The sequence below is a fragment of the Rouxiella sp. Mn2063 genome (assembly GCF_049319665.1).
Lineage (GTDB): Bacteria > Pseudomonadota > Gammaproteobacteria > Enterobacterales > Enterobacteriaceae > JBMOUD01.
Genome location: NZ_JBMOUD010000010.1, coordinates 1 through 21,624 on the forward strand (window position 1 = coordinate 1; position 21,624 = coordinate 21,624).

General features: G+C 46.7%; 19 protein-coding genes and 1 CRISPR repeat array. Of the genes, 12 read left to right on the top strand and 7 right to left on the bottom strand.

Translation table 11 applies throughout. The annotated features are described in order from the left end of the window. The first annotated feature begins 104 nt into the window (after positions 1 to 104). Positions 105 to 1,811: a CRISPR direct-repeat array (repeat unit 28 nt; unit sequence GTTCACTGCCGTACAGGCAGCTTAGAAA). 64 nt (positions 1,812 to 1,875) lie between these two features. Further along, the gene (locus ACL9RG_RS15010) at positions 1,876 to 2,073 is read right to left on the bottom strand and encodes a hypothetical protein (RefSeq protein WP_422793576.1); all 198 of its coding nucleotides are present in this window, start codon (positions 2,071 to 2,073) and stop codon (positions 1,876 to 1,878) included. A gap of 364 nt (positions 2,074 to 2,437) precedes the next feature. Between ACL9RG_RS15010 and ACL9RG_RS15015 the strand changes: the two genes are divergently transcribed. Then, positions 2,438 to 3,064: a LysE family translocator gene (locus ACL9RG_RS15015; protein ID WP_422793430.1), complete on the top strand. Its 627-nt coding sequence runs from the start codon at positions 2,438 to 2,440 to the stop codon at positions 3,062 to 3,064. A 107-nt stretch (positions 3,065 to 3,171) separates the two neighbouring features. Here the strand turns inward: ACL9RG_RS15015 and ACL9RG_RS15020 are convergent, their stop codons facing one another. After that, complete coding sequence (locus ACL9RG_RS15020) at positions 3,172 to 4,284, bottom strand: class II histone deacetylase (RefSeq protein WP_422793431.1); 1,113 nt, start codon at positions 4,282 to 4,284, stop codon at positions 3,172 to 3,174. Between the two features lie 437 nt (positions 4,285 to 4,721). On the opposite strand from ACL9RG_RS15020, the gene ACL9RG_RS15025 reads away from it, so the two are divergent. Both ACL9RG_RS15025 and ACL9RG_RS15030 read left to right on the top strand, forming a co-directional pair. Next, entirely contained in the window at positions 4,722 to 5,531 is an 810-nt protein-coding gene (locus ACL9RG_RS15025; protein WP_422793432.1) for a MoaF C-terminal domain-containing protein, read from the top strand. 86 nt (positions 5,532 to 5,617) lie between these two features. After that, positions 5,618 to 6,085, top strand: a complete 468-nt coding sequence (locus ACL9RG_RS15030; RefSeq protein WP_422793433.1) for an acyltransferase — start codon at positions 5,618 to 5,620, stop codon at positions 6,083 to 6,085. Between the two features lie 35 nt (positions 6,086 to 6,120). Here the strand turns inward: ACL9RG_RS15030 and ACL9RG_RS15035 are convergent, their stop codons facing one another. Continuing rightward, positions 6,121 to 6,360, bottom strand: a complete 240-nt coding sequence (locus ACL9RG_RS15035) for a hypothetical protein (protein ID WP_422793434.1) — start codon at positions 6,358 to 6,360, stop codon at positions 6,121 to 6,123. A 313-nt stretch (positions 6,361 to 6,673) separates the two neighbouring features. Here ACL9RG_RS15035 and cspE point away from each other — a divergent pair, with 313 nt between their 5' ends. Further along, complete coding sequence (gene cspE / locus ACL9RG_RS15040; RefSeq protein WP_422793435.1) at positions 6,674 to 6,886, top strand: transcription antiterminator/RNA stability regulator CspE; 213 nt, start codon at positions 6,674 to 6,676, stop codon at positions 6,884 to 6,886. Positions 6,887 to 7,647: 761 nt separating this feature from the next. Here cspE and ACL9RG_RS15045 read toward each other — a convergent pair. The 3 genes from ACL9RG_RS15045 to ACL9RG_RS15055 form a co-directional block, all read right to left on the bottom strand. Next, a complete protein-coding gene (locus ACL9RG_RS15045; RefSeq protein WP_422793436.1) occupies positions 7,648 to 7,917 on the bottom strand; it encodes a hypothetical protein in 270 nt (89 codons plus the stop codon). A 1,018-nt stretch (positions 7,918 to 8,935) separates the two neighbouring features. Further along, positions 8,936 to 10,228 carry an HAAAP family serine/threonine permease gene (locus ACL9RG_RS15050; RefSeq protein WP_422793437.1) on the bottom strand — a complete coding sequence of 431 codons (1,293 nt, stop codon included), beginning with the start codon at positions 10,226 to 10,228 and terminating at the stop codon, positions 8,936 to 8,938. A 417-nt stretch (positions 10,229 to 10,645) separates the two neighbouring features. Beyond that, positions 10,646 to 11,872: an L-lactate MFS transporter gene (locus ACL9RG_RS15055; protein ID WP_422793438.1), complete on the bottom strand. Its 1,227-nt coding sequence runs from the start codon at positions 11,870 to 11,872 to the stop codon at positions 10,646 to 10,648. Between the two features lie 700 nt (positions 11,873 to 12,572). Between ACL9RG_RS15055 and ACL9RG_RS15060 the strand changes: the two genes are divergently transcribed. The 4 genes from ACL9RG_RS15060 to ACL9RG_RS15075 are packed head-to-tail and all read left to right on the top strand — an operon-like array spanning position 12,573 to position 16,559. Further along, the gene (locus ACL9RG_RS15060; protein ID WP_422793439.1) at positions 12,573 to 13,391 is read left to right on the top strand and encodes an ABC transporter substrate-binding protein; all 819 of its coding nucleotides are present in this window, start codon (positions 12,573 to 12,575) and stop codon (positions 13,389 to 13,391) included. 52 nt (positions 13,392 to 13,443) lie between these two features. After that, positions 13,444 to 14,952: an amino acid ABC transporter permease/ATP-binding protein gene (locus tag ACL9RG_RS15065; RefSeq protein ID WP_422793440.1), complete on the top strand. Its 1,509-nt coding sequence runs from the start codon at positions 13,444 to 13,446 to the stop codon at positions 14,950 to 14,952. Positions 14,953 to 14,961: 9 nt separating this feature from the next. Continuing rightward, positions 14,962 to 15,711 carry a GntR family transcriptional regulator gene (locus ACL9RG_RS15070; protein ID WP_422793441.1) on the top strand — a complete coding sequence of 250 codons (750 nt, stop codon included), beginning with the start codon at positions 14,962 to 14,964 and terminating at the stop codon, positions 15,709 to 15,711. 11 nt (positions 15,712 to 15,722) lie between these two features. Beyond that, positions 15,723 to 16,559, top strand: coding sequence for an urea carboxylase-associated family protein (locus ACL9RG_RS15075; RefSeq protein ID WP_422793442.1), 837 nt, complete (start codon positions 15,723 to 15,725; stop codon positions 16,557 to 16,559). 58 nt (positions 16,560 to 16,617) lie between these two features. Here ACL9RG_RS15075 and ACL9RG_RS15080 read toward each other — a convergent pair whose 3' ends face one another. Beyond that, complete coding sequence (locus ACL9RG_RS15080) at positions 16,618 to 17,499, bottom strand: LysR substrate-binding domain-containing protein (RefSeq protein ID WP_422793443.1); 882 nt, start codon at positions 17,497 to 17,499, stop codon at positions 16,618 to 16,620. A 106-nt stretch (positions 17,500 to 17,605) separates the two neighbouring features. Here ACL9RG_RS15080 and ACL9RG_RS15085 point away from each other — a divergent pair, with 106 nt between their 5' ends. The 4 genes from ACL9RG_RS15085 to mrdA all read left to right on the top strand — a co-directional run bounded on the left by ACL9RG_RS15085 (position 17,606) and on the right by mrdA (position 21,333). Next, a complete protein-coding gene (locus tag ACL9RG_RS15085; protein ID WP_422793444.1) occupies positions 17,606 to 17,929 on the top strand; it encodes a carboxymuconolactone decarboxylase family protein in 324 nt (107 codons plus the stop codon). A 25-nt stretch (positions 17,930 to 17,954) separates the two neighbouring features. After that, a complete protein-coding gene (locus ACL9RG_RS15090) occupies positions 17,955 to 18,344 on the top strand; it encodes a tautomerase family protein (RefSeq protein WP_422793445.1) in 390 nt (129 codons plus the stop codon). A gap of 220 nt (positions 18,345 to 18,564) precedes the next feature. Beyond that, entirely contained in the window at positions 18,565 to 18,930 is a 366-nt protein-coding gene (locus tag ACL9RG_RS15095; RefSeq protein ID WP_422793446.1) for a hypothetical protein, read from the top strand. 456 nt (positions 18,931 to 19,386) lie between these two features. Next, on the top strand, positions 19,387 to 21,333 hold the full coding sequence (mrdA, locus tag ACL9RG_RS15100; RefSeq protein ID WP_422793447.1) for a penicillin-binding protein 2: 1,947 nt from the start codon (positions 19,387 to 19,389) through the stop codon (positions 21,331 to 21,333). Positions 21,334 to 21,624: the final 291 nt, after the last annotated feature.

Sequence of the window (21,624 nt, forward strand, 5' to 3'; positions counted from 1 at the left end):
CTTGTTCAGGAGAGCAGATTAACCCCTGGATCAGATTTCAACCGTTGGGGTGGATCACTTTTGCACCGTTGGTAACAGTATACCGGCATGAAAGCGCTGTTAGGGTTCACTGCCGTACAGGCAGCTTAGAAATTCAAAGGCGCTGGTCAGTCCCATCAGATCACGTTCACTGCCGTACAGGCAGCTTAGAAAATAAAATCATCATCAGCGGTTACATAGTCATTGTTCACTGCCGTACAGGCAGCTTAGAAATTTGTGCAAGCGATCATGATACATGAACGCCAGTTCACTGCCGTACAGGCAGCTTAGAAAACCACTCAATCACCTTGATGAGATAGCCGAGCGTTCACTGCCGTACAGGCAGCTTAGAAAATTCTAGCGACCGGTGATGGCTTAGCGATCGTGTTCACTGCCGTACAGGCAGCTTAGAAATGTTTAGCATGTCCTGGGCAGTCGATCACTATGTTCACTGCCGTACAGGCAGCTTAGAAACAAAGCCGTTTTTGACGCACTAACCAGTGCGGGTTCACTGCCGTACAGGCAGCTTAGAAAAGATAGCAAATGGCTTCCTTTACGCTTAATCCGTTCACTGCCGTACAGGCAGCTTAGAAAAGTGAGATGATGGATATAGGGCTGTTACGAAAGTTCACTGCCGTACAGGCAGCTTAGAAAGCCTCGCTAATCAGCACGCAGCCTCAATCCCTGTTCACTGCCGTACAGGCAGCTTAGAAAATGCAGATATCCATATTCGCGTTGCTCAAAGTTCACTGCCGTACAGGCAGCTTAGAAATGCGGTCGGGAATGCAATCGGAAGATTAACAGGTTCACTGCCGTACAGGCAGCTTAGAAAACATGGGGTATTGACCATCGCCTTTTATGCGCGTTCACTGCCGTACAGGCAGCTTAGAAAAGACGGCGTGACCGCCATCGATCATTTGTTGAGTTCACTGCCGTACAGGCAGCTTAGAAAGATCCGCCTTGGTCTTACCGTGACAAATGCAAGTTCACTGCCGTACAGGCAGCTTAGAAAAAAGGGTATTCCCGGTACCTGGAAACGTAAAAGTTCACTGCCGTACAGGCAGCTTAGAAATAATGCTAATTGTGTCTGCCACAGCTGTGTTTGTTCACTGCCGTACAGGCAGCTTAGAAATCTTCCCGCAAATAGAATTGACAGAAATTTATGTTCACTGCCGTACAGGCAGCTTAGAAATTAAACGGTACATACGGAAACAGTAACAACGAGTTCACTGCCGTACAGGCAGCTTAGAAAGATGCACCTAAACCATCATCGCGACCACATAAGTTCACTGCCGTACAGGCAGCTTAGAAAAGTTTAGTGGCTATGCGGCGGAAGTGGGTAAAGTTCACTGCCGTACAGGCAGCTTAGAAAGACGTGCTACCCCACTGTTGCAGCACCAATTCGTTCACTGCCGTACAGGCAGCTTAGAAAATATCGCTCTCAGTGTCGAACGATGCATCCTCGTTCACTGCCGTACAGGCAGCTTAGAAACGTACTCTGCTGACGCAGATGTCATGTTTGATGTTCACTGCCGTATAGGCAGCTTAGAAATTGCGCCTCGGCAATTGCGCGCTCTTGCTCGAGTTCACTGCCGTATAGGCAGCTTAGAAAGGGAATCGGCGGTGGCGTTGTGATGTTTGGTCGTTCACTGCCGTATAGGCAGCTTAGAAATCATCAATTTGACGCTGACGCTCAGCGATTACAGTTCACTGCCGTACAGGCAGCTTAGAAACAAAAGTTAAGTGGTGCCATCTCAAGAAGCCCGTTCACTGCCGTACAGGCAGCTTAGAAAAAGCGGCGAGTAGATAACCTGTTTAATGCTGGGTGCACTGCTACACAACCAACCATCCTATTATTCAACGTCCTTTCCCGACTTTAATCGCCTTATCCGGGTCACCGGCGACAAATTCTAGCGTGGGGGAGTAGTAGAAGGGCAGCCAGCCGCCGTAACCACTTTCCCACTCCCATTTAACCGGGCAGGGCCACAAGATATCTTCATACAGAATGTAGTAGGTCCATCGTCCGTGAGGACGGCGCGGTTTGGCTGTTGGCATAACGGTAGGCAAGGCAAGCTCTGGCTGACAGATAGGGTATTTTCTCTTGCTCAGCCCCAGTATTCAAGCCGCTATCCCCAATCAATATGATTTTATACCCGTCATACTTGAAGTTGCTTCTGCGTTGGCTGCGCTCACTTACCCGAATCACTTACCTGAGTAAGCTCATCGGGATGCACTCTCTTGCCGCCTTGAGGCAACTTCAATTATTTTTGGTATAGATAAATCCCAAATACTGGTTGCCTAAAATTATCTGGGAATGGAAAGTTGAATTTCTGTAAGATAGCGGGCTTTTAAATATCCGCTTCGTGGCGTCATCGACGCGGCGGGCTGCTTTATCTTATCGATTGATGTAGGGAAAGAAATGGACTTGAATTTATGGTTGGCCTATACCGGGATTATTTTGGTGCTTATCGCCATTCCGGGGCCATCGGCGCTGATTAGTATGTCTCATGGGCTGCGCTACGGCCGTTCACGCGCACTTGCCACCGTGGTTGGCGGTGTGCTGGCAGCGATGACCTTGATGGCCTGTTCGGCGCTGGGATTGGGCGCGATTTTGGCAGCCTCTACTACCGCATTTACCATTTTGAAAATTGTCGGCGCATGTTATTTGGTGTGGCTGGGTATTTCATCATGGCGTTCGAAAGAGCAGGACACACCGGCAGAACTCGAAGCCTTAGCGGTGATGCCTGGGCGCTTTAGCTTGTTCCGCAAAGGTTTTATGGTGGGTATTAGTAACCCGAAAGACCTGTTGTTCTTCGCGGCACTGTTCCCGAACTTTATCGATACTCATGCGCCTCAAGCCTTGCAGTTTGTTCTGCTGGCGCTGACCTGGATGGTATTAGATTGCAGTATTATGTTTTTCTATGCCTGCGCGGGGCGACGTTTCTCTTCGGTGTTTGGCAACGCTAAACGTATGAAGATGCTTAATCGCAGCACCGGCGGGATCTTTATCGCCGCAGGCACTGCGCTGGCGGTATCGGCTAAGTAATCCGTTCTCTGGTGCGTGCAAACAGCCTGGCCGTATTGTGATTGGGGCGTATTTATCTCCAAAATATACGGCTAGGTAAGCTTACCCACTTTTCAATCCTTCTCTGCTTACAGACCAAATTGCAAAGCCAGTTGGTCAATCGCTTTGCGCTGAAATTGGTTAAAATCCTCTCGCGGTTGTTGCTCCTTAATAAACGTTAGCACCGGGTCAACGACTTTGGTGCGAATACCACTTAACGCTTCCATTACTGCCAGACCGCAGAAGGGCACGTAAGCTTCGGAATACCCGCCTTCGTGGACCAGTACCAATTTTCCGCCACAGAGATGATCAGCCAGTTGCAGCAGACGGTTAGTCATCTCGCGATAGCTGTCGCTGTGCAATTGCATTCGTGCGAGTGGGTCGGTTGAGTTGGCGTCAAAGCCGCAGGCGACAATAATTATCTCTGGCTTAAACCGCTCTAGTGCGGGCGCCACTATCTTATCGAAGGTGTAGAGATAGGCATCATGGCCGCCGCCTGCCAGCAGTGGAATATTGATATTGAAGCCTTCTCCTGCGCCGCCGCCGCGGTCTTGTTCTCCAGAATAGCCGGAAGGGAAACAACCATCCTGATGTATTGATATCGTTAGCACATCGTCACGCTGCCAAAAAATATGTTGGGTGCCATTGCCATGATGCACGTCCCAGTCGACCACGGCCACGCGCCGTAAACCATATTTGGCTTTGGCCTGCTCTATTGCTATTGGAATATTGGCTAAAAAACAAAAGCCCATAGATTGATCGGGTAAGCAGTGATGTCCCGGTGGTCGTGACAGCGAATAAGCATTATCCAGTTCGCCTTGCCATACCGCGTTGACTGCGGCGCAAGCTAACCCTGCGGAGAGTTTGGCTATCTCATAGCTTCCCGGCCCCATTGGCGCTTCAATACCTAGCATGCCACCGCCTTGATCGCTGACGGTTTTTAAACGTTGCAGGTAGTGATCAGGATGGATACGGCGCAGTGCCTCTTCATCGCAGGGCGCGGCGCTGCGTAAATCAAGTTGGTCGGATAACCCGGACACATCCATCAAATTCTTCATACGCCGTTTACTTTCTGGAGATTCTGCGTGGCTCGATCCGGCCATCGGTTGTACCCAACCACCAACCGGAAGCATCACCGCGTGCAGGCCGGTACTGTGCCAGAAACAATATTCATCGAAGAAAAAACCAGTTCTTCTGCTCATCTTATGTGCTCCTTGGTTCTCGGGTTTTTTAATATTTATTCATCACTTTGCGATAAGTAATTTGTCGATTTAATAATTTTTCCAAATTCGTGTGGATATAAGTTTAAATGGAATGCAGAGTTACTATTTTATATTTAAATATGTAGCTGCCTTTGCAGGGGGAATACAAGTTGCGGGCCTTTTAATATGTTAATAACGTGATGCTTATTCCAATAATAACCGGCGTCAGTGACTCGAACTCATGTTATGTTGTGGTTGGCTTATATTTTTAATTTTATTTATCATTTTGATTTTAAATGATATTACTTTCTCGTTGTCGGTATTGAACACCAGAAGACAGCGCATCGCTCGATGATAAGTGACGATAACTCTTATTTTTATATATGGCATGGGTTTTTATCTATGATTTTATATTATGAATAGCTAGGGGAAACTCGATGAATAATCAGGCGTTTTTTATTCAAGTTGGTGCGCTGGCAGAAGGATTTGCGCCAGAAAGCTACGCATTACCGTTTTATACTCATTTAGCAGGCCAGCGGTGGGATATTTATTTTCCAGATGGAGAAATGCAGCATTGCCATTTTAGCGAGGGTAACAGATTAAATTGGAATAACGGGCCAGAGGTTTTTTATCGCGTAACCAGTATACGAGACGATATCCTTTTTATCGATTTTCTCGATCCGCTCTCTGCCAACCAAAGCATCTCGTTAGCATGCGATTTGCACCAGCAAAGCTGTACGGTAATTTATGGCCGTTTACCTGATGAGGTGGAAGTGCGTAAGGACGCTTTTAGCCGTGTTGAGAAAGGTCTGCCTTTAACGGCGGTGGAGGTAAATATGCAGTTTGCGACGTTGAATCGCCCGTATCAGGACGATTGGCGCTTACATCACCCAACCGATGAGTTAATCGGGATGCGTAATCTTTATCGCTATAATCCAAGTGAATGTTATGAACATATCTATCTGAACGAAAATTTTTATGCCTGGCACTGCTTACAGGGCGTAGAGCAAGGTCTGGCCGATGTGGACCGCTGTTATTACGTTAAACTTGCTGAGCAGCTGTATCTGTTTATCTGGTGTGAAAAGATCGTTCCAACGCTTGGCGTGGTATTGATTGATCTACAAGGATTACGTACCGATGGCAAAATATTTGGTTATCAGGGCAGTGATTTTAGTGCGTTAGTCAATTTCGCGATGGGGGCACGGGCGCAGTTGCTGAATAAGACGAATTATCCCGTTGGGATTTAATTGCTTTATCTAGTAATACGATAATTTTCTCAAGTGTTTACTGGCGTACAGGCAGCCCAAAACACTATTTTCATGAGGATCAATTGATGAGTCATGACGCAGTATTGCGTGAGGTTGCGGTGCGGGATGTGGTGCTTGGCAAAGAGGTGACAATTTATCAGCCCGCCAATATTTATGGCTGCACGTTGGGGGATAGAGTATTTATTGGGCCGTTTGTTGAGATCCAGAAAAATGCGCGGATTGGTGCCGGTACGCGGGTGCAATCGCACAGTTTTATTTGTGAGGATGTGCAAATCGGTAACGACTGTTTTATTGGGCATGGCGTGACGTTTGCCAACGATCTATTTAAAGAAGGCGCACCTAATGCCGATTCCTCACAGTGGCTTACTATCCGCATTGGCGATAATGTTTCTATTGGCAGTGGTGCGACCATTCTGGCTGCAGAAATATGCAGCGGTAGTGTGATTGGTGCCGGAAGCGTGGTGGTGAAATCGATAGTCGAAAAAGGTGTGTATGCCGGAAATCCGGCAAAATTATTGCGTAAGCTGCCGTGAGACGACAGCGAAAACGGCAGGTAGAAGCGAGTGGTTTATTCGGGCATGAGTTGGTTAAAAGCCTCTTCGTATAATGCCTTACATTGGTCCATAAATTCTGGGTAGCCGAGTTCAGAAGTTTGTACTTCTCGACCCAGGCGTTTTTCTAGATCTTCATGAAACCACTCGAATTCACCGTGTAAAATGCCGGTAAAACCGGTGAGAATGATGCATTGTGCTCGTGTCAGTTTTGGCGTTTTCGCTGCGCGTTTTTCTTGTAAATTAATAACATCCATTATGATAGCGTCCTCTCGATGATGCTTGAACAGGGCAATATTGACTTGCCTGTTATTATTGCCATTTTTCAGCGGATAAGAAAATAAGTATTAAAATAGTGCTTGCTTAAAGATGAAAGCAATGCGTTAATAGCGCCATCGGTTTGTACTACAGACCTTATGAAAGCCATTTAGTAAAGTTGTTCACTGTATTAGCGTATCCTCATTAGATATTTCTTCTCCGCGAATTTCCTTCTTTAGTGCCCAATAAGAATAACTCGAAACAGACCACTTTGTGCCTAATGGCGCGTATAAAATAATGAAGGAATTTCCTATGTCTAATAAAATGGCTGGTTTAGTAAAATGGTTTGACGCTGGTAAAGGTTTTGGTTTTATCTCTCCTGCAGATGGCAGCAAAGACGTGTTCGTTCACTTCTCTGCTATCCAGAGCAACGATTTCAAAACTCTTGATGAAGGCCAAAAAGTTGAGTTCTCTATTGAGAACGGCGCTAAAGGTCCATCAGCAGTTAACGTTGTCGCACTGTAATATTTCCGTCAACTTTACGTTGTAGGATGTTAGTGTACAGCAGGGCAAGTTTACGATAGCGAAGAAGGCACCAGCCGGAGCAGTTAAATTAGCCCAAAAAATAACCCGCCATTGAGCGGGTTTTTTTATGGTATATCAGCGTTAAAAAGTGCGATGTAATGCCTTACTTTTGCTCACATAGTGTCATTTTTTATTTAATTGATTGCCATAGCCAGCATGATTTTCCAATCCGCGGCAAATTTAAACGCTGCGACGATCGCGCAAACGACAACAATAACTTTCATTGTGACTCCCAAAAAATATAGCGAGTCATAGTAGCGCAAATTGCTATAAGAAAATATTCATTAAGAGATGCTCGTCACAAAAAAAGTCGAGCATTTATCGACGGTTTATCTTGATGATATCAACATTGCAAACTTTGTGGGAATTGATGAGCTGCTTTATTGCATAGATATGGTGACAACCCTGGCTGTGTGTCTTGGCCTTGAGCATCAACCGAAGACTATTTCGCCGATAAATTTCCAATCGGTAAGCAGGGTGAACAGCAATACGGCGACGCAGGCCCATAGAATCAATCTCACAATGATTGCTTCCTGAATGTTTTCTGGTTAGTCGCAGAGTGACAGGAATGCGCAGCACAGATCAACTTTAAAGGCACGGATTCCAACAAGGATTGATAGGCGTGTTGAGCAAGAATTGTCATTCGGCCTAAATCTGTCGTTTCAGGCCGAACGGGGGTAAGTGAGTTGGTCTTAGCGCAATTACAATGTAGTCGGCAGCAGCGACGCAACGCAATCCAGAACATCAAGTCTGAATTTTTTCGAAGCATCATCAAGTTCTGCTGCGCCAAGTGCGGCTTTCTCACGCTCGACAAAACCTTGCACACCGAGGGTAAAGCTGTTTTCAAACTGGGCGTTTAGCGTGTTGCCAGCGCTACCAAATAGGATGCGCATTGCCGAAACTTGCACCAGTAACTCGCGGTTGACTCGCTCAAGTTGGTCGATTCTTTTAGATAGAACTTCTTCGCTCATGGTTATCTCCTGATAAAAACAGCGCAACCATACCCAAAATAGCGGCAAGATGAAACGCCTCATAGCGCAAGAATCGTTAAATCTGGCCAATTTTACTGTGTAATATAAGAAACATCCCCTTGCAGAGCTAACGCCGTTTTTAACGAGTGCCGGAGATAAGCGCCGGGAAGGGGGAAAACTAAAAGGCCTGACATCAACTGTCGGGCCTTTTGGTTTTTATACCCGTCATACTTGAAGTTGCTTCTGCGTTGGCTACGCTCACTCACCCGAATCACTTACCAGAGTAAGCTCATCGGGATTTGCTCCCTTACCGCCTTGAGGCAACTCCAATTATTTTGGGTATATACCCGTCATACTTGACGTTGCTTCTGCGTTGGCTGCCTTTGGGATATCAGGAGTGAGAATAGCGCCGTGGCTGAATAGCAGGCAAAAAAAGGCCCGCTCGAAAGCGGGCAAATAACAGGGGTACTACATACTACAGGGTTTCATACACAGGGATGACAGACTTACTACTTACTTCACAACACACACAACATTCGATGGATTTAAGATATCAAACCGTTTGTATGGTTATGTCATCGATAGGTAAGGTTAGGCATCTCTATGTAAATACCCTTCATACTTGAAGTCGCTCCTGCGTTGGCTTCACTCACTCACCCGAATCACTTACTTGAGTAAGCTCATCGGGATTATGAGCCCCATCCTTGGGGCTCACCCTGCGGGCCAGCGCAAAGCGCTGTTCAAATCAGTTCCAGACTGATTTGTCGTTCGTTTGCCGCCTTGGCGCCACTCCAATTATTTTGGGTATACCCTTTATGCTTCGATTTGCAGAGGTGTTGGCTGCTCTTACGCGCCCCAGTCACTTACTAGAGTAAGCTCCTGGGGACTTATGCGTTTGCCGCCTACCTGTAAGTCGAATTATTTTGGGTATACCCTTCATACTTCGATTTGCGGGGGTGTTGGCTGCACTTATTCGCCCCAGTCATTTACTTGAGTAAGTGACTGGGGGGCTTATGGATTAGCCGAAGAGACTGTAGAGAATACCGGAGATGGCGACTAAGCCGACGAGGACGACAAATGCGTTGCTGATGTGGCCGCTGTATTTACGCATAGCAGGGACTTTGCGAATGGCATACATCGGCATCAAGAACAGCAGCATGGCGATGACCGGGCCGCCCAGCGTTTCGATCATTCCCAAAATGCTTGGATTCCACGTGGCGATTGCCCAAGTGGTCAGCAGCATAAAGAGGGCGGTAACGCGGTTGAGCGAGCTGAGGCGGACTTCTTTACCTTGGCTGCGCATCGCCTTGATGACCAGACCATTGAAGCCTTCACGGGCACCAAGATAATGGCCGAGGAAGGATTTGGTGATGGCGATAAAGGCAATCAACGGCGCGATATAAGCGATAAGCGGGCTGGAGAAATGGTTTGCCAGATAGGACAGAATCGAAATGTTTTGTGCTTTAGCTTCCAGCAGATTAGCTGGTGTCAGGCTCAGTACGCAGCTAAAGACAAAGAACATGACGGTAATAACCATCATCAGATGGCTGTAAGCTAAAATTTTAGAGCATTTCTTTTCTGCTTCATCGCCATATTCCTGACGTTTAGCCACAGCAAAAGAGGAGATAATTGGTGAGTGGTTAAATGAGAACACCATCACCGGGATCACCAGCCACAGCGTCATTAACATCCCACTGCCAGCGCCTTCACCCGATACCGAAATATTCTCGAAAATAGCGCTATTCCAATTGGGGATCAGGTATAACGCTAATGCCATTAGAACAGCGACAAAAGGATAAACCAAAATACTCATCGCTTTGACAATATGCTGCTCACCGTAATGCACAATAGTCATTAGGCCAACAATGAGAATCAAGGATAATAGTGCGCGGGGCGGGGCATTCATGTGTAATTGGTGGGTGATAAAGCTTTCTACTGTATTGGTGATGGCTACGCTATACATCAACACAATAGGATAGATTGCAAAGAAATAAAGCAAAGTAATCAGTCGACCAGCGGAAATACCGAAATGCTCTTCCACTACCTCGGTAATATCACCGTCTTTATTCTTACCTGATAATACGAATCGCGTTAATCCCCGGTGGGCAAAGAATGTCATGGGAAAAGCGAGAAGTACCATGATAATCAAAGGAATTAAACCGCCAACACCCGCATTAATTGGCAGGAAAAGCACGCCTGCGCCGATAGCGGTACCGTAAAGCCCCAGCATCCACATAGTGTCAGTTTTACGCCAGGCTTTATTATCAAGTGTTTGGGAGGATGTGAGTGTTTCTGTGCGTGAAGTGTCCATTTTACCTCTTAAATAAAAGCCAATCCGGTACGGGTTATTTTTTGCAGCAGTTTACGCTTATTGGGATTAGTTTTAATGCTGAATTATCAAAGAAAGCGCGATAATAGAGATATTTGGCATATAAGTCCGTGATGACGATCACCAATGGATTTATATAACGCCGTTCTTGACGTTGGCTGAACTATGAGCTGGTATTGACTTGTTAAGCAAAATGATCAGGATTGCTATTATAACGATAAAGAAATGAAAAGAATGTTTTTTATACAAATACCATAAGTGCAATTCGATAGGGATTAGTTTTAGTTTAAATAAAGAGCAATTTTTTCTGCGCAATAAAAAACGGGAGCCAAGGCTCCCGTTTATATTCAGTCGATATATTAGATAATGTCAGTAGCAGAGATATTATCTGTCGTGCCGTTATACGTGTTGAAGTTCTACACGGACTTCTTGTTCTTTGCTCGGTAACCGGATAGTGACGGACAAGCACAAAGAAACCAGCAGCAGCACGGCAATAACGGTGAAGGTGATGATGAAACCACCGAACAGTGAAGCAATCAGAGAACCAAGCACGCTACCGATACCGAAACCTAAATACAGCAGGCCGTAGTTTTTGGTCAGATTGTTCAGACCAAAGAAGTCGCTTACCAGCGATGGGTAAACAGTGATGGTACCGCCGAAACTGAAGGCTACGCAGGCAATGGAAGCAAAGAAGGTGACTTCGCTCATATTGGTAAATAGCAGGATGCTCATACCGATTAAGGAAACAACCTGAGCGATAGAGATAACGCGAATACGCGCCATTTTGTCAGACAGGATACCCAGAACCAGACGGCCGCTTAGATTCGCAATTGCAATCACAGTAACGGCGTTAGCCGCAGTGCTAGCGGTTAAATGCACCATGCCTTGACCGATATCTTTAGCGACACCGATAACATACAGGCCGCTCATACAAGCGGTCAGGAACATCAGTGCCAGCATCCAGTATTGTGGTTTGCGCACAGCTTCAGCCAGAGAGAAATCTTTGCTATCTGCTTGATTAGTATTTGCATTTGCAACTTGTTTCGGCGCTTCGGTCATCATCATCGCACCGATGATGATCATTACCATGGTTAAGCAACCCCAGATAATAAAGGTGTTTTCCAAGGTATAGATGCTTAGCAGGTAGGTACAAATAAATTTAAAGCCGAGACTACCTAAACCATAGGAACCAATGGCGCAGGCAGAGATCAGGCCCTTACGTTCTGGGAACCATTTTACGCAGTTAGAAAGTGTCATCAGATAACCGGCACCATCTGCCAGTCCGACCAATACACCTGCGCTAAGATAAAGCATGATCAGATTATTGGAGTGAGCGGTGAGGAAGAAACCGATCGCCATCAATACGCCAGCACCGATAGCTACATTACGTACACCAAACTTGTCTTGTAGTTTACCTGCCAGAGATGAGGCGACAGCCAACCCCAGGCTCAGCAGGCCAAATGAAAATGCGACACGGCTGATGGGTTGATCTAATTTTTCGGAAAGTTGGCCGTTAAACAGACTCCAGGTATAAACCGAGCCTAAAGCGAGTTGGGTGATAACGGTGCCGAGTAGCGTAAACCAGCGGGTATTGCTATTTATAGTTTTGGTATTTGTATCACTCATGTGGTGTCTCCCGAGCGAAATGTACCCGTGTACGTCAAGATATCGGGCTATGTGCAGCGTCAGCTTTCTCAGTTGGCTGACTCGAGTCAGCTTTTGAGATTTACTGAGTTGCTGTCTACCAGTTTCTCGATGCTTATGGGTAAGGGGCTTGAATTGAACTATCTATATATTAAGTCTTTCTCTGGTTGGTGATCCGAATTGGGAATGAAATGCATATCAGGAGGAATGAAATGCACCCAGGCGGGTATAAGGTGCAAAAAAACGTAATAAAATAGCTATTAAATGGTATGGAAATAGCCTTTCAGCCCGCACCGGGCCTCACTTTGATTGATCTAAATCATCTTTATCTGAAATTTTCTTCAAACGATCGCTATTCCTTAAAGGATCGTTGTCGCCTTACACCGAGAATTGATCGTATTTGCACCAGGATAATTATTTTGCACCAAAAATGTACTATGCCGGCATTATCTTGGTGCGGTCATTTCCCCAGCAATAATCCGCTGTTTTCTTGCACAACATTTCCTTTGTTTTCCTTTGTCGAAAATTGAAATCTATAACTAATTGATAATGAATTATTTTTTAATTCTCTGCGTTATCCATCTCCTATTTTTCACTCTGAAATTTAATTTGGCACGTTAAATGCTTAGTCATTGTTGAACAATTTAATCGGCTTTTTCCTTTTATCCGCCAGGAGTTAACCATGAAAAAATTGACGACCACACTCGGTGCAGTTGCTGTTTTGTTGAGCTCAGCCAGTACCCTGGCGGCCACTATTCATCCAGAAACCTTGACCATCGGCTCGGATCTGACTTATCCGCCGTATAACTACACTGTGCAAGGCAAACCAGCAGGTTTTGATGCCGAATTCATGCAACTGTTGGCAGCACAGCTCAAACTGAAGCCGCAGGTTATCGATACCCGTTTTGCCAGCCTGATCCTGGGCATCAAAATGCACAAATTCGATGTGGTGGCCTCAACATTGTATGTCACGCCAGAACGAGCACAGCAGGTCAACTTCATTCCTTATATGAAAACCGGCGGCGCATTCTTAGTGAAAGCCGACAGCAAATTCGCTCCGCAAAAACCAGAAGATCTATGTGGTAAAAAAGTCAGCTCCATTAAAGGCGGCGCGTGGATCCCTCGTTTAGCCAAAGTCTCGACCGACTACTGCCTGCCGAAAGGGCTGGGGGCTATTAGCGTACGCGAATTCCCAACTTCGCCAGAAGCCACACAAGCCGTGCTATCGGATGCTGTTGATGTGCAGTACGAAGATGCTGCCGTGGCGAAAGATGCTCAGAGCAAAACGGGTAATCGACTGAAAATCACCTCAACCAATGTTATCTACCCGGTGGTAGTCGGCATGGCGTTTGATAAAGACAGCACGGCGCTACAAGCCAGCGTGCAGGGCGCGTTAAATAAAATTGAACAAAATGGTAGCTACGCCAAGTTGTTGAGCAAGTACAACGTTCAGCAACCGGACGCGACGGAAGTACAAAAAGCACTGGCAGGTACGCTGTAATCCATGAGTTGGCGGCTGCGGCGGCTATTGAAAGTAATGATCGGGAGGACGTATGCAATTTGACTGGCACTATCTGTTGAGCCTGTTTGTTGACGCAGATTTTTGGCTGGCCTCCTGGGTGGTGGTCAAACTGAGTCTGCTGACCTGGGGCATTGGTATTGTTTTAGGGCTGCTGGTGGCGCTGGGTAAGCAGTCGCGTTTTATGCTGCTGCGTAAACTTTGCGGTTTTTATATCTGGCTGTTTCGCAGTTTGCCGCTGCTGGTACTGCTGATCTTTATCTTCAACCTGCCGCAGATCTTTCCGTTTACCAGTCCGCTGCTTTCCGATCCCTTTATGGCTGGACTGATTGCGATGGTGCTCAGTGAAACGGCTTATATCGCTGAGATCCATCGCGGTGGTCTGCTATCGGTCAGCCGCGGTCAGCAAGAAGCGGGACGCGCGCTGGGGCTGCGTATCGGGCAAATTCAGTTAAACATCATCATTCCGCAGGCGCTGCGCATTTCGTTGCCCACGTTGGTGAATGAGTACATTGCTATCGTTAAGCAAACATCGCTGGTCTCGGTTATTTCGCTTTCAGAGATTCTGATGGTCGGTGAGCGTCTCTATACCGACAACTTTAAGGTATTGGAAACATTGCTGGCCGTTGCCTGCTATTACGTGCTGATCGTCAGTGTGTTTGAAAAAGGTATCGGTTGGTTTGAACGCCGTTCGGATATTTATAGCAAAACCCCACTGCCTTTTGATGCGGCAGCCGAGCTTGGCGTATTAGCAGAACAACCGATAGTTGCGGTCCATACATCTTCGGCGTCTGCGAAGCCAATTTTAGAAATGTCGTCTATCAGTAAGGCTTATAACGGCAAAAAAGTGCTGAAAGATATCAATCTGTCGGTCAAACCGGGCGAAATTGTGTCGATTATCGGGCCGTCAGGTTCAGGAAAAACCACCTTGATTCGTACGATCAACGGATTGGAGACGCTTGATGGTGGCGAAATTCGCCTGCTCGGTCGTGAGTTTATTCAGGCCGGACAGAAAGAAAATAGTCTGGCTTATCGCTCCCAAGTCACGCGCTTAGGCATGGTGTTCCAGGGGTTCAATCTCTTCCCGCACAAAACCGTGCTGCAAAACCTGATGCTGGCTCCCAAATTACATGGCATCGATACGCCAAAAGAGATCCGCGAGCGCAGCATTTTGATGTTGGAAAAAGTCGGCATGTTAGACCACGCCAATAAATATCCGCATCAACTCTCAGGAGGACAGCAGCAGCGCGTTGCTATCGCTCGAACTTTGGTGATGAAACCGACGTTGGTGTTATTCGATGAGCCAACCTCGGCGCTCGATCCAGAGCGCGTGAATGAAGTACTGCAAGTGATTGAGAAGTTAGCGCAAGAGGGGATCACCATGTTGATTGTTACTCATGAGATGCAATTTGCGTTTTCCATCTCGGACCGTGTGGTCTTTATGGAGCAGGGAGAAATTATTCATGACGAGGCTCCTGATGTGTTGCGCACCATGAAAAGCGAGCGAATGAGTCGTTTCTTGAAAAATTCCTCTTTTGCTTAGGGATATCTGATGACGCAAAAACCTTTTACTCAACCATTGAGCGCTCAACCCTTGAACTTGCAACAACAGATAGCAGGCGAATTCAGAATCGATCCGCTGACCAGTGAACAATCCGCTGATTTACCCGCGTTTGAACGCGTGGCCTTGCTACTGCGAGAAAACATTATTAGCGGCAATTTATACGCTGGACAGCCGCTGTTAGAAAACGAGCTGTCAGAACGCTGTGGCGCCTCACGCAATACCTTACGAGAAGCGTTACGTTATCTGCACGGCGAAGGGTTGGTGAACTACCACCAAAATCGCGGCGTATTTGTCCGCCAATTAGATAAACGCGATGTGCGTGACATTTTTAAGGTACGTCGCCATCTGGAAATATTAGCGGTTGAGACGAATCCTCAGGTCAGCCCGTTTCACCTCAATCGCATGCTGGCACTGATTGAACAGGCCGAGCAGGAGGCAGAAAACGCCGCCTGGCGTAACGTCGGTACGCTGAGCCTGCGTTTTCATCAAAGCATTGTGCATATGTTGGGTTGCCAGCGATTTAACGACTTTTTCTCGGTGATATTGGCGCAGCTGCGTTTGCTGTTTGCCAGCGGCCCAGCCGAGCGTGATTTCCAATATCCATGGATTGCCCGCGATCGGGAAATTTATCAACTACTGCACGAGGGGCGCACTAGCGAAGCGAGTCAGGCATTGCAGGTGTACCTCGAGCTATCAGAAAAGAAACTTATGCAGGCCTTCAGCCTCTCAACCTGTTAATTGGAGTAAATATGTCTCTCTATCCTGCTGCTTATCAAAGTACTAAAGGTTCTGCTTTAGACGTTAACCGTGAATTGTATCAGGCGCTTGCCGATGGGAAGCGTGAAAAATTGAGCGAACATTTGGTGCCGATTCGTACCGGTTATGCCTGGGAAGTGCCCGCTGGCCATCTGTTCCGCATCACCACGCCGCAAGGCCCGCAGGTCGGTGATTTGAATATGTGGAACCGCCATGATCCGCGTGAACGCATGTGGGTGTCGCGCACACGTCAATTGCAACGTGCGCATTTGTCTACTTTTGATCGCCTATGGTCAACCTTGCCATTTATTCGTCCGATGGCGACTATTACTGCGGATTCATTGGCCGATTACGGCATCGATAGCGACGGTGGCCGTGTGCACGATCTGCTGGGCACCCGTTGCGACCCTTACGTTAATAAGCTGCTGACCGGCGAAGATTTTGATTTCCACTGTCATTCCAACCTGACTCGCGCCGTGGCACCTTTTGGCCTGACCGAGTTTGATGTGCATGATGTGATGAACGTGTTCCAGTGCACCGGTCTTAACGATAACGATCAATACTTTATGAAAGCCTGCCCGGCGCAGAAGGGCGATTACCTTGAATTCTTCGCTGAAATTGACCTGCTGTGTGCCATTTCAACGTGCCCAGGCGGCGATTTATCCTTGCCAATGTGGGGCGATGAAGCGGTGGATACGCTGTCAGTTTGCCGTCCGCTGGGGATTGAAATCTACCGTCCTGACTCCGCTTTGCTGAAAGACTGGACGCCGCCGGTTTCACCTGATTATCGCGGCAATCATGGCATGGTACAAAAGCCGGTTAGTTGGTAAGTTCTGATTATTGATCAGTAATCCGATCGCTGGATGTCTGTCGTTAACGCGAGCCGCCTCAGAGATGGCGGCTCACTTCCAACGCGATGGTTTCTTGCAAACGCAGATTTGCATCGTCAGGCGCGTTGTTACTTTGATATAGGCTGATACCAATATCGCCCAGCGGTGGAAGCTCTGGGGCCGAGATAATACGCATCGCCTGCGGAACGCCAATCGTGGTGCGAACGGTAATACCTAATCCGGCAGTAATGGCGGCCCAAATGCCGCTTAAACTACGGCTGGAGAAGGCAATTCTCCAGGCGATCCCTGCGCGGTCTAACGCCGTGGTGGCAATTTTTCGCATAATACAGGGCGTTTCAAAAACCAACAGCGGCAAAGGAATATTGGCGTCGATATAGCGATGGATATCGCAATCTGCTGCCCCGATCCATTGCAACGGCAGGCGGCCTAACGAACGGCTGTTCGCTGCCATCTCTCCCCATTGCCAACAGAGCGCCAGATCAAATTCATTATTGCTAATCCCATCGAGTAATGGCTGATTACGCGTTACGCTCGCCGATATCTGTACCTGCGGGTGGCTACGGGTAAATTCCCCTAAAATAGCGGGGAGTAAAGCTTCACCAAAATCCTCTTGCATCCCTAAATGTAACTGCCCGGAAAGCGGGCTGATGTGCATCGACAGGTAGGCTTCATCGTTCAGGCTAAGTATTCGCCGGGCGTAGCTCAACATGACTTCCCCTGATTCTGTTAAGCGCAGATGGCGTCCGGTTTTTTCGACTAAGTCTCTCCCTGCCTGCTGCTCTAGCTTTTTTAACTGTGCGCTAACCGCCGAAGTCGATCGGCCAAGACGCTGGGCTGCGTGGGCAAAATTACCCAGTTCGATGCCGGTAACAAAGCTACGCAGAGCTTCAAGGTCAAAAGTGGGCGGGCGTCGAGTCATGATTTAACTATCCTGATTTTTGGGATTGTTGGTGCTGATAATGTCCATTTTTTAAATCATCATAGCGGGTTATCTTGCGTCATACATCCAGAATGAGGAAGCAAAGATGGGCCAAGAACCGATAACAAATACTGCACTGAGCACCTTAGCGCGTATTACACCTAAACTGGCGCAATTGAGTGAAGAGGTTCTGTTTGCCGATATCTGGCAGAGAAAACAACTCTCTCCACGCGATCGCAGTTTGATCACTGTCGCGGCGCTGGTGACACTTAACCGCAGTGAGCAGTTGCCATTTCACCTGCGTTTGGCACAGGAGAACGGTGTCTCGCAAAGCGAACTTTCTGAGTTGTTTACCCATCTGGCTTTTTATGCCGGTTGGCCAGCAGCGGCGAGCGCTGTCACCGTTGCCGCACAGTCTTTTTCTGAATAGTCCTTTGTCGTGTTAGGAGATATTGATGCCTTTTACTCGTATTGCCTTGCCTGAACATCGTTTAGCTCAATGGCAGCCGGTTATCTCTCATGTGTTGCAGCGCGCGCTGGAAAGCACTTTTGCGGTTCCTGCTGGCGACTGTTTCCAATTCTTTGATGGATATAAAGAGGGGAGGAGAGTGTTCGATGCCCATTATCTCTGCTCTGCAGAGCGGCCACGTTCAGCAGACTTTGTGTTTTTTCATCTGACCGGCGGGAAACCACGTAGCGTCAAACAGAAACAGACGTTTTACCGCACCTTGACCAACGATTTACAGGCCGAGCTTAAGATTCATCCTAGTGATGTGATGATCGTGCTCAGCTCTACTCAGTTAGAAGATTGGTCATTTAGCGGCGGTGAGATGACGCATTTCTGATAAGGAATAACGCCACAATAAAAAAGACATATTCAGGTCATGGTGGTGGCGAATGTAATGAATTAATGAAAGATTCCCTTAATGTCCGGCCGCTTTTCTACACCGGACATCAATAGCCGATGAATAACCTCTTTATTAATGACTATTTTTTTGCCAGCTACTTTTCATAACTTTACGAAGTGATAGGATGTGGCCCACTTTTCTTAGTTGGGATTTTTCAATGGCCAGGCTTGTTGCTTTCATTGTGGTATTGCTGACTTTTACCTCCTGTTCGGCGTATGCATTAGATACCTATAAATGTGTACTCACGCATACCACCGAAGGAGCAGACGGTAATGATACTGCCGATGTCGTTAATAAAGATGCGCGTGTTTATGACGCGGGTAATACTTTTAGTTTTTCACCAGACGGTAGCAAGATGATTACCAGTCCTGAACTTACCGATATTATCGGTCAGAATAACCAGCCAATGAAGGCCGGAGCGCAGGACAATCTAATGTATATCCATGTTAAAAATAGCTTTGTTATCGCCACAGAAACTGAAGGATATGTTTACGGTGACTGTGTGAAAATTGACGGAAAATAATCAACAGTAGCTGTGTGGAAAGAGTCCAATACCCGACATTATTAATGTTCGGGTTTTTGCTTTTTTAGCCCCCCCTTAATTTGCTTTTGATTCAAAAGTAATCAGGTTGAAAATAATTTGTAAAATAAAAGTTATGGGTGGATGGGGCATGCTTTTTATACTTATTTGCTAATTAATTTATAATTAACAAAGAGTAAAGCTAATACTTTATCTTACCCTAACGCAAATTACCCTTCGGCCTTAAATCGTATTAATAAATAGAAACACTCCTGCTAGTTCATTAGCACACTTCTGATAGTTGTTATGTCAGAGAAAGGCTATCCTTGCGCTCCTTATGCTGATATCCAGTGACTTATTGGCAAATATGGCTTGTTAGCCGATACGGCTTTCGAGCAAAAAACCCCGCGTTGTTTTAACTGCTCCAGATGTTCTGATAAGAAAGGTAATACCCGGTTAATGGCACTACTTAACGACGAAATTCGCGATCACGACGCAGAATCCATGCTTTTTATCCGCCGCGCGGTGATTGCGTTTATCATCGTGGTGATACTTTTTGGTGTGTTAGCTTACAACCTCTATCATCTGCAGGTACAAGATCACGCTTTCTACCAGACGCGATCCAATCAAAACGACATTAAAATGCTGCCGATTGCGCCAAGTCGTGGGCTGATAATGGACCGTAATGGCGTGGTATTGGCGCAAAATATTACGCTATACCAATTGCAAATTATTCCCGGCAAAGTCGCGAATCTAAAACAGACTATTAAAGATCTGACCCCGATTGTTGATCTGACGCCAGATGACTTAGCCAGTTTCCATGATGCCATGCTCCGTGGGCATCGTTTCGCTGAAGTTCCTCTGAAGCTGGCGTTAACCGATGAAGAAGTTGCGCGTTTTTCTATTAATCAGTTCAACTTCCCTGGCGTTTCTATCAGTAGCTATCAACAGCGCCGCTATCCTTATGGTGCAGAGTTGGCACACGTGGTTGGCTATGTTTCTAAAATCAATGACAGCGATGATAAACGCCTGAGTAAAGAAGGATTGGCCGAGAACTATGCGGCTGACCACGATATTGGCAAGCAGGGCATTGAAAAATACTATGAAAATGAACTGCATGGCCGCACCGGTTATCAGGAAGTGGAAGTCGATAACCATGGGCACGTTGTTCGTCTGCTGACCGAGACGCCACCGCAAGCCGGGCAAAATATCAAGCTAACCCTGGATCTTGGTCTTCAGCAATATATTGAAAAACTACTGAAAGGACAGCGTGCGGCGGTAGTAGTTCTCGACCCGCGTAATGGCGACGTGCTGGCAATGGTGTCTAGCCCGAGTTATGACCCGAATCCTTTTGTGAATGGTATTTCCGGCAAAGCCTATAGTGCGTTGTTGAAAAACCCCGACCTACCGCTGATCAACCGCGTTACACAGGGTCTATATCCACCGGCATCGACCATTAAACCTTATATGTCGATCTCTGCCTTATTCGCTGGCGTCATTACGCCACAAACCACGTTCTTTGGCGCAGGAACCTGGGAATTGCCGGGCACGCAGCGCCGTTACCGCGACTGGCTGAAAAGCGGACACGGTTATCTGAACGTCACTAAAGCTATCGAAGAGTCAGCGGATACCTTCTTCTATCAGGTTGCTTATGAAATGGGCATCGACAGAATTCATGAATGGCTGAGTAAGTTTGGCTATGGTCAACCGTCTGGCATCGATTTAGATGAACAGTATTACGGTAATCTTCCAAGCCGTGAATGGAAGATGAAAGTTCATAAAAAAGAATGGTATCAAGGAGATACTGTTTCTGTTGGTATCGGGCAGGGCTACTGGATTGCTACACCTATCCAAATGGTTAAGGCAATGATGACATTGATTAATAATGGCAAGGTGTTAACGCCGCATTTGCTGGATTCGATGCAGTTAGGCAATGTGATTACGCCTTATAAAATGCCGCCGACCTCACAGATAGCCGATCCAAAATCAGCCTATTGGGGTATTGTCAAAAATGCGATGTTTGGCATGGCTAATGCGCCAAACGGTACCGGTTATAAATTATTCCATACTGCACCTTATAAAATCGCTGCGAAATCGGGGACTTCTCAGGTCTTTAGTTTGCGAGAAAACCAGAACTACAATGCCAAGATGACGCCAGTTCGTTTGCGCGACCATATCTTCTATACCGCTTTTGCGCCTTATAATCATCCAACGGTGGCAATGGCGCTGATTTTGGAGAATGGCGGTGGTGATGGTGTCGTTGCTGGGCCAACGGCGCGCGCGATCCTCGATCATATTTTTATCAAAGACGATGTGACGGATTGCCAGAACGACGCCAACAAATCTAGCCCTGCCTGCCAATTAGATGCGTTGAAGCCGGGTACCGAAGGGTATGACGAGCACTAATTTATAAACAGGCCCAATACGTTGTTATGGCACTGTCTTAAAATAGCGACAGTGCCACCTGATGATGTCTCCAAAAGGAGACATCTATATTTATGTTTTATATGTGTATTTTTTAATGGTTAAAATAACTGTCATCAAATGGCAACAGTGTGCGGTGTTTTTGACCATGTTGTTTTTCTGGTTTTTATTAAAAATAAAATATAAATCAATATAAAACAGCATGTTGTTAAATTTCTTTATCAGTTGGCACGCTTTGTGCTAAATTGACGCCGTTGCTCATTCAACTGATTA

Bases quoted from the DNA above. Each gene is read 5' to 3' on its own strand.
- ACL9RG_RS15010 (WP_422793576.1), bottom strand. From the start codon at position 2,073: ATGCCAACAGCCAAACCGCGCCGTCCTCACGGACGATGGACCTACTAC.
- ACL9RG_RS15015 (WP_422793430.1), top strand. From the start codon at position 2,438: ATGGACTTGAATTTATGGTTGGCCTATACCGGGATTATTTTGGTGCTT.
- ACL9RG_RS15020 (WP_422793431.1), bottom strand. From the start codon at position 4,284: ATGAGCAGAAGAACTGGTTTTTTCTTCGATGAATATTGTTTCTGGCAC.
- ACL9RG_RS15025 (WP_422793432.1), top strand. From the start codon at position 4,722: ATGAATAATCAGGCGTTTTTTATTCAAGTTGGTGCGCTGGCAGAAGGA.
- ACL9RG_RS15030 (WP_422793433.1), top strand. From the start codon at position 5,618: ATGAGTCATGACGCAGTATTGCGTGAGGTTGCGGTGCGGGATGTGGTG.
- ACL9RG_RS15035 (WP_422793434.1), bottom strand. From the start codon at position 6,360: ATGGATGTTATTAATTTACAAGAAAAACGCGCAGCGAAAACGCCAAAA.
- cspE (WP_422793435.1), top strand. From the start codon at position 6,674: ATGTCTAATAAAATGGCTGGTTTAGTAAAATGGTTTGACGCTGGTAAA.
- ACL9RG_RS15045 (WP_422793436.1), bottom strand. From the start codon at position 7,917: ATGAGCGAAGAAGTTCTATCTAAAAGAATCGACCAACTTGAGCGAGTC.
- ACL9RG_RS15050 (WP_422793437.1), bottom strand. From the start codon at position 10,228: ATGGACACTTCACGCACAGAAACACTCACATCCTCCCAAACACTTGAT.
- ACL9RG_RS15055 (WP_422793438.1), bottom strand. From the start codon at position 11,872: ATGAGTGATACAAATACCAAAACTATAAATAGCAATACCCGCTGGTTT.
- ACL9RG_RS15060 (WP_422793439.1), top strand. From the start codon at position 12,573: ATGAAAAAATTGACGACCACACTCGGTGCAGTTGCTGTTTTGTTGAGC.
- ACL9RG_RS15065 (WP_422793440.1), top strand. From the start codon at position 13,444: ATGCAATTTGACTGGCACTATCTGTTGAGCCTGTTTGTTGACGCAGAT.
- ACL9RG_RS15070 (WP_422793441.1), top strand. From the start codon at position 14,962: ATGACGCAAAAACCTTTTACTCAACCATTGAGCGCTCAACCCTTGAAC.
- ACL9RG_RS15075 (WP_422793442.1), top strand. From the start codon at position 15,723: ATGTCTCTCTATCCTGCTGCTTATCAAAGTACTAAAGGTTCTGCTTTA.
- ACL9RG_RS15080 (WP_422793443.1), bottom strand. From the start codon at position 17,499: ATGACTCGACGCCCGCCCACTTTTGACCTTGAAGCTCTGCGTAGCTTT.
- ACL9RG_RS15085 (WP_422793444.1), top strand. From the start codon at position 17,606: ATGGGCCAAGAACCGATAACAAATACTGCACTGAGCACCTTAGCGCGT.
- ACL9RG_RS15090 (WP_422793445.1), top strand. From the start codon at position 17,955: ATGCCTTTTACTCGTATTGCCTTGCCTGAACATCGTTTAGCTCAATGG.
- ACL9RG_RS15095 (WP_422793446.1), top strand. From the start codon at position 18,565: ATGGCCAGGCTTGTTGCTTTCATTGTGGTATTGCTGACTTTTACCTCC.
- mrdA (WP_422793447.1), top strand. From the start codon at position 19,387: ATGGCACTACTTAACGACGAAATTCGCGATCACGACGCAGAATCCATG.